Annotated in this window: 9 protein-coding genes and 2 CRISPR repeat arrays (1 of these 11 cut by a window edge); of the genes, 8 read left to right on the top strand and 1 reads right to left on the bottom strand. The window is 73.3% G+C overall.

From position 1 onward, the window contains the following. A CRISPR array of direct repeats spans positions 1–2,000; the repeat unit is 27 nt; unit sequence GCTGACCCCCGCGGGTGCGGGGAGGAG; it reaches 1,380 nt to the left of the window's first position. A 524-nt stretch (positions 2,001–2,524) separates the two neighbouring features. The 8 genes from cas3 (at position 2,525) to cas2e (ending at position 12,102) form a co-directional block, all read left to right on the top strand. Then, complete coding sequence (cas3, locus tag ACIQI7_RS00600; RefSeq protein WP_401103478.1) at positions 2,525–5,350, top strand: CRISPR-associated helicase Cas3'; 2,826 nt, start codon at positions 2,525–2,527, stop codon at positions 5,348–5,350. A 215-nt stretch (positions 5,351–5,565) separates the two neighbouring features. Then, the gene (gene casA, locus ACIQI7_RS00595) at positions 5,566–7,170 is read left to right on the top strand and encodes a type I-E CRISPR-associated protein Cse1/CasA (protein ID WP_401103476.1); all 1,605 of its coding nucleotides are present in this window, start codon (positions 5,566–5,568) and stop codon (positions 7,168–7,170) included. Further along, entirely contained in the window at positions 7,167–8,021 is an 855-nt protein-coding gene (gene casB, locus ACIQI7_RS00590; RefSeq protein WP_401103474.1) for a type I-E CRISPR-associated protein Cse2/CasB, read from the top strand. Before casA ends, casB begins: the two co-directional genes overlap by 4 nt. A 60-nt stretch (positions 8,022–8,081) precedes the next feature. After that, a complete protein-coding gene (gene cas7e / locus ACIQI7_RS00585) occupies positions 8,082–9,296 on the top strand; it encodes a type I-E CRISPR-associated protein Cas7/Cse4/CasC (RefSeq protein ID WP_401103472.1) in 1,215 nt (404 codons plus the stop codon). Then, a complete protein-coding gene (gene cas5e / locus ACIQI7_RS00580) occupies positions 9,293–10,108 on the top strand; it encodes a type I-E CRISPR-associated protein Cas5/CasD (RefSeq protein ID WP_401103470.1) in 816 nt (271 codons plus the stop codon). Before cas7e ends, cas5e begins: the two co-directional genes overlap by 4 nt. After that, complete coding sequence (cas6e, locus tag ACIQI7_RS00575; RefSeq protein WP_401103468.1) at positions 10,105–10,761, top strand: type I-E CRISPR-associated protein Cas6/Cse3/CasE; 657 nt, start codon at positions 10,105–10,107, stop codon at positions 10,759–10,761. Before cas5e ends, cas6e begins: the two co-directional genes overlap by 4 nt. Positions 10,762–10,820: 59 nt before the next feature. After that, positions 10,821–11,744, top strand: a complete 924-nt coding sequence (cas1e, locus tag ACIQI7_RS00570) for a type I-E CRISPR-associated endonuclease Cas1e (protein WP_401104509.1) — start codon at positions 10,821–10,823, stop codon at positions 11,742–11,744. Between the two features lie 37 nt (positions 11,745–11,781). Continuing rightward, positions 11,782–12,102: a type I-E CRISPR-associated endoribonuclease Cas2e gene (cas2e, locus tag ACIQI7_RS00565; protein WP_401103466.1), complete on the top strand. Its 321-nt coding sequence runs from the start codon at positions 11,782–11,784 to the stop codon at positions 12,100–12,102. A gap of 21 nt (positions 12,103–12,123) precedes the next feature. Next, a CRISPR array of direct repeats spans positions 12,124–14,650; the repeat unit is 29 nt; unit sequence GTCCTCCCCGCGCCAGCGGGGGTCAGCCG. Positions 14,651–14,756: 106 nt separating this feature from the next. Here cas2e and ACIQI7_RS00560 read toward each other — a convergent pair. Continuing rightward, positions 14,757–15,632, bottom strand: a complete 876-nt coding sequence (locus ACIQI7_RS00560) for a universal stress protein (protein WP_401103465.1) — start codon at positions 15,630–15,632, stop codon at positions 14,757–14,759. Positions 15,633–15,638: the final 6 nt, after the last annotated feature.

Raw genomic sequence — 15,638 nt, 5'->3', positions numbered from 1 at the left:
GAGCGGATGAGGTCGTAGACCGGCTGACCCCCGCGGGTGCGGTGAGGAGGCTCGCCGACACCCTGATCCTCGCCGTCAAGCCGGCTGACCCCCGCGGGTGCGGGGAGGAGCCGACGACGCCGGACACGGCTGGCCCGAGCACCGGCTGACCCCCGCGGGTGCGGGGAGGAGCTCAACGTGGACGTCCCCCGCCCCACCTCGCCCGGCTGACCCCCGCGGGTGCGGGGAGGAGGCGTCCCTTCTCCGGCCGCTCGGCCTCCGCAGCGGCTGACCCCCGCGGGTGCGGGGAGGAGCACCACGCACCCCCGTCTCCGGGCGTCGTCCACGGCTGACCCCCGCGGGTGCGGGGAGGAGGTCGCCACTTCCACGCCCTGAAGATCCCCGTGCGGCTGACCCCCGCGGGTGCGGGGAGGAGCACGGCAATGTGCTCGTCCCGGACGTCCCGGACGGCTGACCCCCGCGGGTGCGGGGAGGAGAACCAGGCCCGCGCGCAGGAGGGCCGCAACACCGGCTGACCCCCGCGGGTGCGGGGAGGAGGCCCTCGCCACCATCGACCGCGGCTGGCACGTCGGCTGACCCCCGCGGGTGCGGGGAGGAGCCGAACGACATCTGGCCCGAGCCCGAGCCTGACGGCTGACCCCCGCGGGTGCGGGGAGGAGGCCGCCGGGCGCGGCGCCTTGTCGGCCGGGTCCGGCTGACCCCCGCGGGTGCGGGGAGGAGGCGCGACTTCGGCGCCGCCCACCCAGGTACGCCGGCTGACCCCCGCGGGTGCGGGGAGGAGCCGAAGAACAGATCGAGTCGGGCGCCGGGAATCGGCTGACCCCCGCGGGTGCGGGGAGGAGATGGTGTTGGCGACGAAGCTGATCAGCTGGTTCGGCTGACCCCCGCGGGTGCGGGGAGGAGAGGCCGCTAGCTTCCTGGGAACTCGATCGCCCCGCTGACCCCCGCGGGTGCGGGGAGGAGGATGCGTCGAAGCGTGTCCTCGCTTGCGCCGGCCGCTGACCCCCGCGGGTGCGGGGAGGAGCGGTTCAACTCCCGTGTCGCTCTTCGGTCTTCTCGCTGACCCCCGCGGGTGCGGGGAGGAGGCGGACTCCTTCTGGTAGGCGACCAGTACGGGCCGCTGACCCCCGCGGGTGCGGGGAGGAGGTCTCCTTCGCCTGGCCCGACGACACCCCGGTCCGCTGACCCCCGCGGGTGCGGGGAGGAGTGCCCCTTGGGCGCCTGCGACTTGGCCGCCGGCCGCTGACCCCCGCGGGTGCGGGGAGGAGGCAAGCGTATGGCCAAGAAGAAGCACCGCAAGCCGCTGACCCCCGCGGGTGCGGGGAGGAGCAGCCATGCCGGAAGTACTCTCCCGGGCCGTACCGCTGACCCCCGCGGGTGCGGGGAGGAGCGGCGGCGAAGATCTGCACCATGGTCGTTGCCCCGCTGACCCCCGCGGGTGCGGGGAGGAGCGATTGTGCGGCGAACTGACGGCCCGGCAGTTCCGCTGACCCCCGCGGGTGCGGGGAGGAGCCGTACGAAAATCGTTGGTGAGGCAGCAATAGCCGCTGACCCCCGCGGGTGCGGGGAGGAGGGCACCACCAGCACCGGCGGGATGTGCCCGGCCCGCTGACCCCCGCGGGTGCGGGGAGGAGATCAGCCCCTCGGTGCGGAGCAGGTCGAGCGCCCGCTGACCCCCGCGGGTGCGGGGAGGAGCCGAGCGCCTTGAGCAGCACGGTGACGGACTGCCGCTGACCCCCGCGGGTGCGGGGAGGAGCCGTTCTCGGTGACGGTGATGGGCGGTAGGGCCCGCTGACCCCCGCGGGTGCGGGGAGGAGGTGCCAAGGCATCCACCGTGCGCCCTTAAAAACCGCTGACCCCCGCGGGTGCGGGGAGGAGCAGACCAGCTGCACCGGTCCGCCCCGGCGGCGCCGCTGACCCCCGCGGGTGCGGGGAGGAGACCCACTGGTCGAGCGCGTAGCCGTCCAGCACCCGCTGACCCCCGCGGGTGCGGGGAGGAGGCTTCCTGACCTGCGGCGCAGCGATGGCTTTGCAATTTCTTGACCATGTTGGCGAGGCGTCTGATGCCTTGGCCAGGTCAGGTGCGCCGTTCGGTGTCGAGGTGTCAAGGATCGCTCACATGATGCCATGGGCGGTTCGGAGCCCGGGGTACGGCAGTGCGCGGGTATGGGAGGGGGCTGCCGAGCTCGACGATTGGGGCGGGAGCGGCCCAGTCCTGATCAGCGGCGGCAGGTCGGTATCCGTGTACTCGTGATGGTGGGCTCATTGCGCCTGGAGGCCGGTTCGATCGCCGAGGTCCCCGGTGCCAGGCCAGGTTCGGCGGTAGCCAAAAGTTCCAATCTAACGGGTGGCTCAGCCCGTTTGGTGGTGTCTGGATCGTTACACGAACTACCCGTCGATGCCCTCCTGGTGCCTATGAGCTCGGGTGATGCGCCTCAGCCCCCGTCCGCCGCGTCCTCGTCTGCCATCGATTCCGATGAGAGGGCCGCGAGAATTGTCAGTGGCAGCTGATACATCCTCAGGCATGAGCGAGAACAAGTCTGTTGGTGGCTTCGAGTCGGTCGATCCCGACTCCCGCCTGTGGGGTAAGAGTGCCGGCCTGCCCGGTCCGTACCCCGTGGTCTGCCACCTCCTGGACACTGCCGCCGTCGCGGGTGCGCTGTGGGACGCGGTCCTGAGCGACCGCGTGCGAACGCGGATCGCCGGGGCCATGGGCGTCAGCGAGGCCGAGGCCCGGAAGATGGTTATGCTGTGGGCCGGGCTCCACGACATCGGGAAGATCTCGCTGCACTTCCAGCAGCAGGTCACCGACGAGTTCGCGAAGCTGATGGGGGACCCGGCGTATGCGGAGGACAATCCGGCGGCGAATCGCAGCGGGTACCTGAGGCACGAGACGGCCACGCACTGGGGGCTGGTCGAGTTCTTCAGGCAGTGCGGCTATCCGCTCGGCAAGCCGGTCAAGAAGTCGCCGGCCCACCAGATCGCTCAGTTGCTCGGCGGGCACCACGGGTGCTTCGCCCCCACGCTGCAGGTGAAGGAGATCAACAGGCCGTCGGGCTACCAGCCCGCTCTCGGCACTGCGGAGGGCTGGCGGGAGCAGCGCCTCGCGCACACACACGCGGTCCGTCGGACGGTCGGGGCCGACAAGCCACTGGAGTCCGTGCTGCCCGGTGAGCTGGCGGTGGTGGTCGCGGGGCTGGTCGTGGTGGCCGACTGGTTGGCCAGCCAGGTCGACGTCATCGAGCCGCGGATGCCCGGGGAGGGCTGGAAGACCGGGGACTCAGAGCTCGCCGAGCACTTCGAGACGGCAGCCAAGGCCGCACCGGGGTGGGTCCGCGAAGCCGGTCTCGGGCGGGCGGCGTTTCCGGACAAGCCCTTCGCGCAGCAGTTCCCGTTCCTCCCGAACAAGCTGCAGGCCGACGTCGCGGAGTGCCTGCCCGGGGTGGTGAAGGGGCCCGGACTGTTGCTGGTCACAGCCCCGACCGGCGACGGCAAGACCGAGACCGCCCTGCATGCCGCCTCCGTGATCGCGAGGGCCTCGGGTGCCTCCGGGCTCTACTTCGCGCTGCCGACGATGGCCACGGCGGATGCGATGTTCACCCGGGTCCGCAGGTTCGCCGAGGACAACGTCGAGGGCGATCGCGCGCTCACGCTGCTGCACAGCATGGCCTGGCTGAGCCCCGACTACGTCCTCGGGGAGGGGGCGACGGACGGGACGGCCGTCCTGGCGGACACCGAGGCCGGCCAGTGGCTGCGCACGGGGCGTCGGGGTCTGCTCGCGCCGCTCGCCAATGGCACCGTCGACCAGGCGCTCACCGGGGTACTGCCGGTCCGCTACGGCTTCCTGCGGCTGTTCGGACTGTCGGACAAGGTGCTGGTGGTGGACGAGGCGCACGCCTACGGCCCGTGGATGCACAGCCTGCTGGTGCGGCTGCTGGAGTGGCTCGGCGCGTTCGGCGCGCCGGTCGTGCTGCTGTCGGCGACGCTGACCGGCAAGGCGGCCTCGTCCCTCGTCGACGCCTACCGACGCGGCGCGGGCTTCCGCGAGCCGTCCACGGTGGAACCCTGCTACCCGGGATGGCTGTTCGCGGACGCGGGCAGCGGAGAGGTGTCCACGCCGCGCGAGGTCGGCAGCAGCCGCGCCCGGACCCTGCGCCTGGAGACCCGCCGGGTCCACTGGGACGTCCGGGACCAGGACGTCGCGAAGAAGCCCGGACGGCAGGGGCGCCGTGAGGCCCTGCGCGAGATCCTCGCACCGGTCACCGCCGAAGGTGGCTGCGTCCTCGTCTGCTGCACCACCGTGGACGAGGCCCAGCGCACCTACCGCTACCTGCGGTCCGTCCTGCCCGAACTCGCCGCGCGCGACGGCGGCCTGCGGCTGCTCCACTCCCGCTACCCGGCCCACGAGCGGCAGCGCATCACCACCGAGTGCGAAACCGCGTACGGGAAGCCCGCGGACGACACGGCGGCGGCCACCCCGCGCGAGGGCTCGATCCTGGTGGCCACCCAGATCGTCGAACAGTCACTCGACCTCGACTTCGACCTGATCGTCTCGGACCTCGCGCCGCTCGCGCAGCTCCTGCAGCGGGCCGGCCGCGGCAAGCGCCACGAACGCCCCAACCGCCCGGCCTGGACCGGCGAGGCCGCCGAGCCGCGCATGATCGTGCTGGAACCGCTCGACGACGAGGGCCGCGTGGCAGCGCCCCGCTCCTGGGGCACCGTCTACGACGCCTCCCTGCTGCGCCGCACCAGCCTGCTGCTCGCAGATCGGTCCAGCGGTGCGGTCGAAGTCCCGGGAGACGTCCAAGAGCTCGTGGACGACGTCTACGCGGACGACTTCGGAGCTGGCCTGGAGAAGGCCGCCGCCGCGGAGCTCGACCGGATGGACGCCGAGCGCATCGCCTCGGAGGCGGCCGAGGAGCAGATGGCGGAGATCACCGTCATCCCGGCGCCGTGCGACGTGGTCGACGACCTGTCCGAGCTCAGCGAGCGCAGCTTCGTCGTCTCGGACGACCTGCTGACCACCCGCCTCGGCGCGGACAGCGGCCGTGCCGTGTGCGTCTTCGAACGGGAGCGGGGCTGGAGCCTCGCTCCCGGCCGCGATGTTCCGCTGCCCGTGGCCGCGGCGAACCGGGATGAAATCGCGTTGATCATGCGGCACACCGTGCCGCTGCCCGGCCGCTGGCTCGCCGGCCGCACGGACGAGAACGCCGTGCCGAAGGCCTGGAAGGACCGGCCCCTGCTCACCGACCTGGCCATGCTGCGCATGCGTCGTGACGGCGACCAGTGGACGGGCCGGCTGGGGGAGAGGCAGCTCATGTACTCGAACGTGGGAATATCCGAGAACTGACGTCATAGGCGCCGCACTTGACGATACGTTGGCTACGCCGGTCCCGGGCAGGGCTGTCGCCCGTCCGGGACCGGCACGACCCCCGCTCGAGCGGGGACAGGTCTGCCGACACGGCCACTTCCTAGGCGCCGCACGGCTCACCCCCGCTCGATCGCGGGGACCGCGCAGAGCCTACCCATCCTGTGCTCACCCGTACTCGCCTCGCCGGAGGCCGCATGCCATCCGCACCACTCGCACCACCCGCCTACAACCTCCTCGACGAAGCGTGGATCCCCGTCCGCTGGATCCCCGGCAAGGAGACGAACGACTCGGCGGATTCCACGACCGCCTACCCGCCCAAGGCCGGCCTGCGCGAGCTCCTTCTGCGCGCACACGAGATCGAGCGGATCGCGGTCGCCGACCCGCCGGCGCTCTCCGCGCTGTACCGCGTCCTGTATACGATCACCGCCCGTGTGACCGAACTCGACGAAGCCGGCCCCGGCGACTGGTCCGACCGCCGCTACGGTCTGGTCGACCAGGGGCGCTTCGACGAGAAGCGGATCGCCGAGTTCACCGAGTGCAACCACGGCCGCTTCGACCTCTTCGACCCCGTACGTCCCTTCCTCCAGGACCCGAGGCTGGCCGAGCAGTGCGACCAGGCGAACACCGCCGGCGTCGATAAGCTCATCACCACCCGCCCCTCGGGCAACAACCACTCCTGGTTCCAGCACGTCAACAGCACCGCTCCCGAGCTGCCCACCCCCGACCAGGCCGTCCTGCACCTGCTCGTCTGGCACTACTACGGTCCTTCCGGACGGTGCTCCAGCCGTACGGTCGGCGGCACCAAGGCGGCCAGCAGCAAGGCCGGCCCGCTGCGGAGCACGCTCTCCTACCACCCGGAGAGCGAGACGCTCTTCGAGACGCTGCTGGCCGGACTTCCCAAACCCCGCGAGAGCGTCTCCCGTGTCAGCGACCTGTGCCCGTGGGAGCGTGAGGAACTGCCCGACCCCGCAGCCGCTCCACCGCCGCTGAATGGTCCGTGCTCGGGCCTCACGGCCCGCTCCCAGCACGCGCTGCTCCTGGTGCCCGATGCCACCGGCCGGTACGTCCGCGACGTGTTCATCACCTGGGCGAACCAACTCAAGATCTCCCGCGAGGGCGACCCGTACCTGATCTGGCAGACCAGCAAGGAGGGAAACCCCTACCCCCGCCCCGCCGACTCCCGGCGCGCACTGTGGCGGGATCTGGACGCCCTGCTGCTCAACAACCCCGCGGGCACCACCCGGCCGTGCCGCCCCGAAGTGTTCCGCACCGCGCTGGAGGTCTCGGAAGACCTGAGGGTGCGCGCGCTGGGGTTCGAACAGGACGGACAGGCGAAGGACATCCAGTTCGTCGACGCGGTCACCCCACCGGTACTCGGACTCGCAGAGGACAAGGAACCCACGGTCGCGGTCGAGATCGGCCGCCTGCGCGTCCTGGGGGAGCGGTACGGGAACCGGCTCGACCGGGCCGTCAAGAAGGCCTGGGCCGGTTTCACCACGGCCCCCAAGATCCGCGACTGCACCTGGGCCGTCGACGCCGCGGCCCGCTACTGGCCCGCAGCCGAGGCCGAGTTCTGGAAGCGCCTCGACGAACGCGACTTCGACGGCGCCGCCACGGCCTTCCGCATCCTCGCCGAGGAGGCCTACGACACCGTCACCTACGGCGCACTCGGCACCATGCGCGGGGCCAAGGCCTGCACCACCGCCCGCATCGAGCTGTACGGCGGGCCGGTGAAGCGCCCGGCCAGGACCGGCGGCGCCGACGGTACCGGCCGCAACACCAGTACGGAGGACGCATGAGCACGACCAGCACCATTCCGGGGCCCGCCAAACCGGCGGACGACGCGGTCGGCACACCGAAGGAGCCCGCCCTCATCCCCTCGCTGGGGCGGGCACGTGCCTTCACCGCCAGGATCGACAAGCGCAGTCACGAGGATCCCGGTGTCCGCGCGGCCCTGCGCCGTGGCGTCGGCAAGGACCTGGACGCGGTGCCGTTCATGCACCGCTACGTGGCCTCCTGGCTCACCGACGAGCAGACGCGCAGCCGCGACGTCCAGCGCGCCTTCTACACCATCGCCTCCCTGATCGCCGCGCAGCGCCGCGACCAGTACGCCGCCGCGAAGGCCGAGACGTCGAGGAAGAACGGGTCGAAGGAGCAGCCGAAGGAGCAAGCGCAGGACGAGGAGGCGACGGCCGCCGGATCGGCGCCGGGCGCGCCCGGCGCCCCGACCGACCGCGGGGAGGAAGCGGACCCCGGGACCGCCGAGCGGATCCCTCCGCGCAGCCTCGGCCAGGCCTTCGCCGACGGTGTCATCAAAGGCGGCCAGGCAGGCGGTCTGCGCGAGACCTCGGCCGAGACCCGCCTCAACCTGCTGAGCCGGCAGAGCGTCGACGGCCTGCACCGCCACCTGCCCGGAGCCGTCCGCCAACTGCGCGGCAGCGACGTGGAGATCGACTGGGCCCAGCTCCTCATCGACCTCTGCCAGTGGCGCCGCCGCTCCGGCACCGTCAAGCGGATCTGGCTCCAGGACTACCACCGGACCCTGCAGAAGGACGGCGAGCGCCGGGCCCGCGAGCACGACGACGACCAGAGCGAGGCCGCGGACGCCGCCGAGACCGACGGCACGGACAGCGCCGCCTCCGAGGCCTGACCGCCACCCCGACCCCGTACAGGCCACCACCACGAACCATCCGACCCCCAGGAGCAGAGCATGCCCGGCCCCGACCGCACCACCGCCCGCTTCCTCGACATCCACGTCGTCCAGAGCGTCCCGTTCGCCAACCTCAACCGCGACGACAACAACTCCGTCAAGACCGTCCGCTACGGCGACACCGAGCGCACCCGCGTCAGCAGCCAGTCCTGGAAGCGCGCCGTGCGCGAGTACTTCCAGCAGAGCTTCGGTGAGCAGGCCCTGCGCACCCGCCGCATCGGCGCCCGCGTCACCCGCCTCCTCCAGGAGCAGCACGGTTGGCCCGCCGAACTCGCCCAGCGCGCCGGACAGCACGTCGCCGCCGGCAGCAGCATCAAGTTCGAGACCAAGGACTCGCCCGTCGTCACCACCAACGCCATGGTCTACGTGCCCGAGACGGCCGTCGCCGAACTCGCCGCCATCGCCCAGGAGCACCGCGCCGAGCTCGAAAGCGCCAAGGACATCAAGAAGACCAGCGACAAGAGCGTCCTGCCCAAGGAGGCCGTCGACGCCGTCCTGCGCAGCCGCAACGGCGTCATCAACCTCTTCGGCCGCATGCTCGCCGAGGTCGACGACGCGGGCGTCGACGGCGCCGTACAGGTCGCCCACGCCCTCACCACCCACGGGACCGACGTCGAACTCGACTACTTCTCCGCGGTCGACGACGTCACCTCCGCCTGGGGCGACACCACCGGCAGCGCCCACATGGGCCACGCCGAGTTCAGCGCCGGCGTCTTCTACCGCTACGCCACCGTCGACCTCGCCGACCTCGCGGCCAACCTCGGCGGCGACCGCGCCGCCGCCCGAGAGCTCGCCGCCGGATTCGCCGAGGCCTTCATCCTCTCCCTCCCGCGCGCCAAGAAGACCGCCACCGCCCCGCACACCATCCCCGACCTCGTCCACATCGCCGTCCGCAGCGACCGCCCGCTCTCCTACGCCGCCGCCTTCGAACAGCCCGTCGCCTCCCACGAGAGCGGCGGCTACGGCCCCGCCTCCCGCACCGCCCTCGCCCGCTACGCCACCGCCGCCAACAAGCTCCTCGGCAAGCGCGGCACCGTCACCGCGGCCTGGGCCAGCCTGGAGGACAAGGACCTCCAGGGTCTGGGCACCCGCGTCGACTCCTTCCCGCAGCTCATCGACACCGCCATCGACGCGGCCTTCACCACCGACCGCACCGGCGCGGACACCGCTGCCCGCCTCGACGCCGCCTCCGTCACCGCCGGGGCCGGAGCATGAGCACTCCCACGCGGGGACTGCTGCTGCGCCTGGCCGCGCCGCTGCAGTCCTGGGGCGAGACCGGCCAGTTCAACGAACGCGACACCGCGCCCTTCCCCACCCGCTCCGGCGTCGTCGGCCTGCTCGCCGCAGCCCTCGGCCGGAAGCGCGGCGAGTCCATCGACGACCTCGCCACCCTCTCACTGACGATCCGCACCGACCGGTCGGGCGTGATCCTGCGCGACCTGCACACCGTCGGCGGCGGCCTGCCCGCCGCCCGCACGGTCACCACCGCCGAGGGCAAGAAGCGCACCGGCGCCACCGCCACCCTGCTGTCCCACCGCTACTACCTCGCCGACGCGGCCTTCACCGCCGTCGTCACCGCGGCTCCCGACCGACTCGACGAGTGGGCGCAGGCGCTGCGGACCCCGCACTGGCCGCCCTACCTCGGGCGCCGCTCCTGCCCGCCCGAAGGCCCGCTGCTGCTCGGCCTGGTCGACGACCCCCTGCACCACCTCGTCCACCTGCCGATCGCCCGACGAGCCCCAGGCAGCAAGACCGTCGACATCGTTTTCCACGGCGACCAGCCGCTCGACCGCCTCGGCGACCACCCCCAGCCCGGGGACGACGACGGCAGCACCCCCGTCGGCGAGGTCACCGACGACCCGATCGACTTCCACCCCCGGCGGCGTTCCTACCGCGCCCGCCCCCGCTACCAGCGCACCCTCACCCTGCCCGCAGACCGCTGCAAGGGCCTCGCCACCGGCTACCTCACCGCCCTCGGCGACTACCTGACCCGGCACACCACCAGCCCCGAAGGCATTCCCGCATGACCCTGTGGCTCACCCGCATCGTCCCCGACCCACGCAGCCGCGACGCCCGCCGCGACAGCGCCGGCGCGGTCGACCTGCACCACCGCATGATGTCGCTCTTCCCCGACCAGGTGGCCGACGACGAACCGCGCCGCCGCCTCGGCGTCCTCTTCCGCAGCGAGTCCACGCCCGCCGGCGACCAGATCCTCCTCCAGAGCGCCGAGCGGCCCGACCTCGACCGCCTCCCCGCCGGATACGGGCAGGCCGCGACCAAGACCCTCACCCCGCTCCTCGAAGCCCTCCGGCCCGGCCTGCACATCCGCTACCGCATCGCCGCCAACCCCATCCGCAGGCCCAGCCGAGCCACCCGCGAGCTCTACCGGCTCAAAGCCGTCGTCCCCCTCCAGGGCACGGCCGCCGACGACTGGTGGGCCCGCCAGGCGGAGTCCTCCGGCCTGAACCTCGGCACCCTCCACTCCAGCCCCCTCGAAGCCGCCAAGGGCCACCGGCGCAGCGACCGACGGCCCGTCAGACACGACCGCGTCCTGTTCGAAGGCACCGCCGCCATCACCGACGCCGACCTCCTGCGCACCCGCCTCATCGACGGCATCGGCAAGGGCAAGGCCTACGGCTGCGGCCTCCTCAGCATCGCCCCCCACCGGGGGCCGCAGTGACCGCCCGCCGCCCCGACCGCGGCGGTGCCCGGCGCAGACTGGCCGCCCCCACCGTCGCCATGCTGCCCCGCATCGCCGACTCCCTCTCCTTCCTCTACCTCGACATCGTCCGCATCGTCCAGGACGACACCGGCGTCTGCGCCGAGGTCACCAGCCCCCACCGCGGCACCGAGACCGTCTACCTCCCCACCGCCGCCCTCAGCTGCGTCCTCCTCGGCCCCGGCACCTCCATCACCGCCCGGGCCCTGTCCACCCTCGCCCGCCACGGCACCACCGTCGTCATCGCCGGATCCGGCGGCGTCCGCTGCTATGCCGCCACCGTCCCCGAGTCCCTCAGCACCACCTGGCTCGAACGCCAGGCCCGCGCCTGGGCCGACGACACCACCCGCCTGTCCGTCGCCACCGCCATGTACGAGCAGCGCTTCGGCCCCGGCACCGCCCCGCCGGGCAGCAACCTCAACAAACTCCGCGGCCTGGAAGGCCAACGGATCAGGACCCTCTACCGCCTCCTCGCCCAGCAGCACCGGATCGGCCGCTTCCGCCGCAACTACGACCCGAACTCCTGGGACACCCAGGACCCGGTCAACCTCGCGCTGTCGTCCGCGAACACGTGCCTCTACGGCATCGTCCACGCGGCCGTCCTCGCCCTCGGCTGCTCGCCCGCCCTCGGCTTCGTCCACAACGGCAACCAGCAGGCCTTCGTCTACGACGTCGCCGACCTCTACAAGGCCGAACTCACCATCCCGCTGGCCTTCTCCCTCCACGCCTCCCCGCAGCCCGAAGCCGACGCCCGCCGCGCCTTCCGCGACGGACTGCGCCTGTTCCGCCTGCTGCCGCGCATCGTCACCGACATCCAGCGCCTGCTCGCACCGGGCCAGGACATCGCCCTCCCCGACCCGGAGGAGCAACTCGTCGACCTGTGGGACCCGGTCTCCGGCCCCATCCCGGGCGGGGTCAACTACGCGGGCGAGGAACTGCTGTGAGGCCGTGCCCGCGTGCCTACCCGTTCAGGAGGCAACCATGGCAGCGATGACCGTCCTGTCCGCCACCGCGGTTCCCGACCACGTACGCGGCGCGCTCACCCGCTGGCTCCTCGAAGTCACCCCGCAGCTCTACGTCGGCACCATCTCCGCCAAAGTGCGCGAGGAACTCTGGCACGCCGTCAGCGGCTGCGTCGGCGACGGCGTGGCGGTCCTGGTCCACACGGCGGCCAACGAGCAGGGATTCGAGCTGCGGACGGCGGGCGAGCAGCGGCGAAAGCCGGTGGACTTCGACGGGCTGACGCTCGTTGCGATGGCGGGGGTGCAGGTGCGCGATGGTCAAGAAACGGCAAAGCCATAGAAACGCTGCAGGTCAGGAAGGGTCCTCCCCGCGCCAGCGGGGGTCAGCCAGCAGCGGACCATGATCTCCACCGACAACGCGCGTCCTCCCCGCGCCAGCGGGGGTCAGCCGTGGGCCTTCCAGCCCGCCACGGACAGGCCGGGGTCCTCCCCGCGCCAGCGGGGGTCAGCCGTTCCGGAACCTCCCGGAACCTTTCGGGGGCTAGTCCTCCCCGCGCCAGCGGGGGTCAGCCGTGCGAGCAGGCGGAGCGTCGCGCACGGGTAGTGTCCTCCCCGCGCCAGCGGGGGTCAGCCGGTGTCCAGGAGCACGCGCCGGTCCGTGGTGACGTCCTCCCCGCGCCAGCGGGGGTCAGCCGTGGTTGGGCGTGAGCGTCTCCATGGTCAGCCAGTCCTCCCCGCGCCAGCGGGGGTCAGCCTTGGTGGCTCGGACCGCGGCCGGGGTCGGGTCCGTCCTCCCCGCGCCAGCGGGGGTCAGCCGCAGAAGCACCACGCCGTACCGGCGGAGGAGGAGTCCTCCCCGCGCCAGCGGGGGTCAGCCGCGGCGGATCAGTCGGCCCGGCCTCGGCTCGGGGTCCTCCCCGCGCCAGCGGGGGTCAGCCGTCGCCGACCATCTCGGGTGCCTGCCTGCGGGCGTCCTCCCCGCGCCAGCGGGGGTCAGCCGTCCCGGTTCAGGCCCGGGTGATGTTGTCCCAGGTCCTCCCCGCGCCAGCGGGGGTCAGCCGCACGTGGACCGCCTCAAGGAGGCCCACCAGGCGTCCTCCCCGCGCCAGCGGGGGTCAGCCGCCGGACGGGGCGACGGTGAAGGGCCAGGACGTGTCCTCCCCGCGCCAGCGGGGGTCAGCCGTCGGGGTGACTCGGCGGCGGCTGGCTCGTTGTGTCCTCCCCGCGCCAGCGGGGGTCAGCCGCCACCGGCGAACTGCGTGAGCAGGTCACGGCGGTCCTCCCCGCGCCAGCGGGGGTCAGCCGCTCGCCGAGGCCGTCGCCGAGGCCCAGAGCCTGTCTCCCGCGCCAGCGGGGGTCAGCCGAACGCGGACGAGGAGCTGTGGACGACGGTGGGGTCCTCCCCGCGCCAGCGGGGGTCAGCCGCCCACCTCACCGAAAGGCGGCACTCCATGCCTGTCCTCCCCGCGCCAGCGGGGGTCAGCCGTGGCTGGAGGGAGACGGCGCGCCGGTGCGCGGGTCCTCCCCGCGCCAGCGGGGGTCAGCCGACGTGGGGGACGTTCCTGCCTGTCGGCGAGGCGTCCTCCCCGCGCCAGCGGGGGTCAGCCGGCCCCCAGCAGCTCGCCAAGTCGGCGGCGTTGTCCTCCCCGCGCCAGCGGGGTCAGCCGGATCTCGGCCGGGATCTCCAGGCCGTTGGCGAGTCCTCCCCGCGCCAGCGGGGGTCAGCCGCGGCCCAGGCGCTCGGCGCCCAGGACCCGGCCGTCCTACCCGCGCCAGCGGGGGTCAGCCGACGGTCCCAGCCTTCGGGATCTCCCAAGTGCTGTCCTCCCCACGCCAGCGGGGGTCAGCCGGCGGCGGCGCGCTTCTCACCGGGCGGGACCTCGTCCTCCCCACGCCAGCGGGGGTCAGCCGCGGAGCCACGGCGACCCGACCGCGGTCGTGGCGTCCTCCCCGCGCCAGCGGGGGTCAGCCGCCGCCGTGCCCGCCCAGTCCGGCGGGCGCCGGGTCCTCCCCGCGCCAGCGGGGGTCAGCCGGTGCAGGGCTCGCCGTCGTTGAAGTACGGCGTGTCCTCCCCGCGCCAGCGGGGGTCAGCCGCGTAAACACGGGATCCGGCTTATCGTCGTCGAGTCCTCCCCGCGCCAGCGGGGGTCAGCCGCTGTTCGCCGATCGTCCAGCCCAGGGCGCGTAGTCCTCCCCGCGCCAGCGGGGGTCAGCCGCCGGGAGTGCCGGGGGCACCACCAGGCCGGTTGTCCTCCCCGCGCCAGCGGGGGTCAGCCGGAGCTGCGGGCCCGCGTCGAGGAGCTGCTGGGGTCCTCCCCGCGCCAGCGGGGGTCAGCCCGTCAGTGTCGTCGGTGATCTCGAGGCCGCCCGGGTCCTCCCCGCGCCAGCGGGGGTCAGCCGTCCAGCAGCAGTGGACTTTCAGGGCGGCTTGAGTCCTCCCCGCGCCAGCGGGGGTCAGCCGAAGCCCAGGTCCCGCCACGCAGCCGGGAGCACGTCCTCCCCGCGCCAGCGGGGGTCAGCCGTCCTCGAGGGCCTTGGTGAAGGCCTCTGGGCGGTCCTCCCCGCGCCAGCGGGGGTCAGCCGAAAATCGCAGGTCAGAGCACATTGCTGGCGACGTCCTCCCCGCGCCAGCGGGGGTCAGCCGGGCATCGGCGGCGCCATGGAGCAGGAGCAGATGTCCTCCCCGCGCCAGCGGGGGTCAGCCGACCACCACGAGCGCGAACACGGCAGGGCTCGCGTCCTCCCCGCGCCAGCGGGGGTCAGCCGCTGTTTGGGGCGCACATCCCGGACGACGTCGAGTCCTCCCCGCGCCAGCGGGGGTCAGCCGCAGCTCGGCATGGTGCTTATCTACGCGGCCGCGTCCTCACCGGGCCCCCGGAGGGCAGCGGATCATCGCAACGCGGGCGTTGTGACGGCACAAGGGCGGCATCGCGGCCTCGGCCCCGCGCAGCGGCCGGGGCCGGGGCCGGGGCCGGGCCGCGCCCGTGGCCCCGGTCACGCGTGGGGGACGAGGGCGACCGGGCAGTGCACGTGGTGGATGGCGGCGTGGGCGACGGGGCCGAGGTGGGCTCCGAGCAGGGTGCGGCGGATGCGGCGGCCGACGACGAGCAGGCGGGCTCCGGCCGCCGCGTCCACCAGGGCGGCGGAGCGGCTGCCCTGGATCAGGTCGGCGGTCACCGACACCTCGGGGTGGCGCTCGCGCCAGGGGTCGAGCTGTTCGGCGAAGCGGGTGCGCTCGACGGCGGAGAGTTCGCCCTTCAGCCCGCCGACGGCCTGGAGCGCCATGTACTGGCTGGAGACCGGCGGGGACCAGATGTGCACCACCCGCAGCGGGGCCCGGCGCCGGATGGCGGCGTCGAAGGCGAAGGCCAGGACGTCGTCCATCGGGTGGGTCAGGTCGAGGCCGACCAGGACCGGGCCCTCGGGTTCGGCCGCCTCCGCCCGGACCAGCACCACCGGGCAGCCCGCCCGGCGCAGTACCTCCTGGCTCACCGAGCCGACCAGGAAGCCGCGCACCGCGCCGAGGCCGCGGGAGCCCAGGACGAGCAGGGTGGCCGAGTTCCCGGCAGCCTCCAGGGCCTCGGCCGGGTCGGTCGGGACGATCGACGAGGTGACCGGGCCGGGCCCGGCCAGTGGGCGCAACTCCTCGGTCCGGAAGGCCAGTTGGTCCATCGCGTGCCGGTAGGTCTCCTCGCTGCCGACCACGTCCTGGCGCGGCCACGGCCAGGCCTGCAGGACGTCCAGCGGGCAGCCGCGGCGCCGCGCCTCGTGGGCGGCCCACTCGGTGGCGGCGAGGCTCTCGGGGGAGCCGTCATATCCGACGACGACGGGTTCGGTCGCGAGGGGTTCGGTGGCGGCGGGGTCGGTCATGGTCTG

Origin of the sequence: Kitasatospora sp. NPDC092039, from assembly GCF_044756065.1 — a bacterium.
Lineage (GTDB): Bacteria > Actinomycetota > Actinomycetes > Streptomycetales > Streptomycetaceae > Kitasatospora.
The sequence above is the reverse complement of the archived record's forward strand: the minus strand, read 5'-3'. Positions and strand labels throughout refer to the sequence as shown.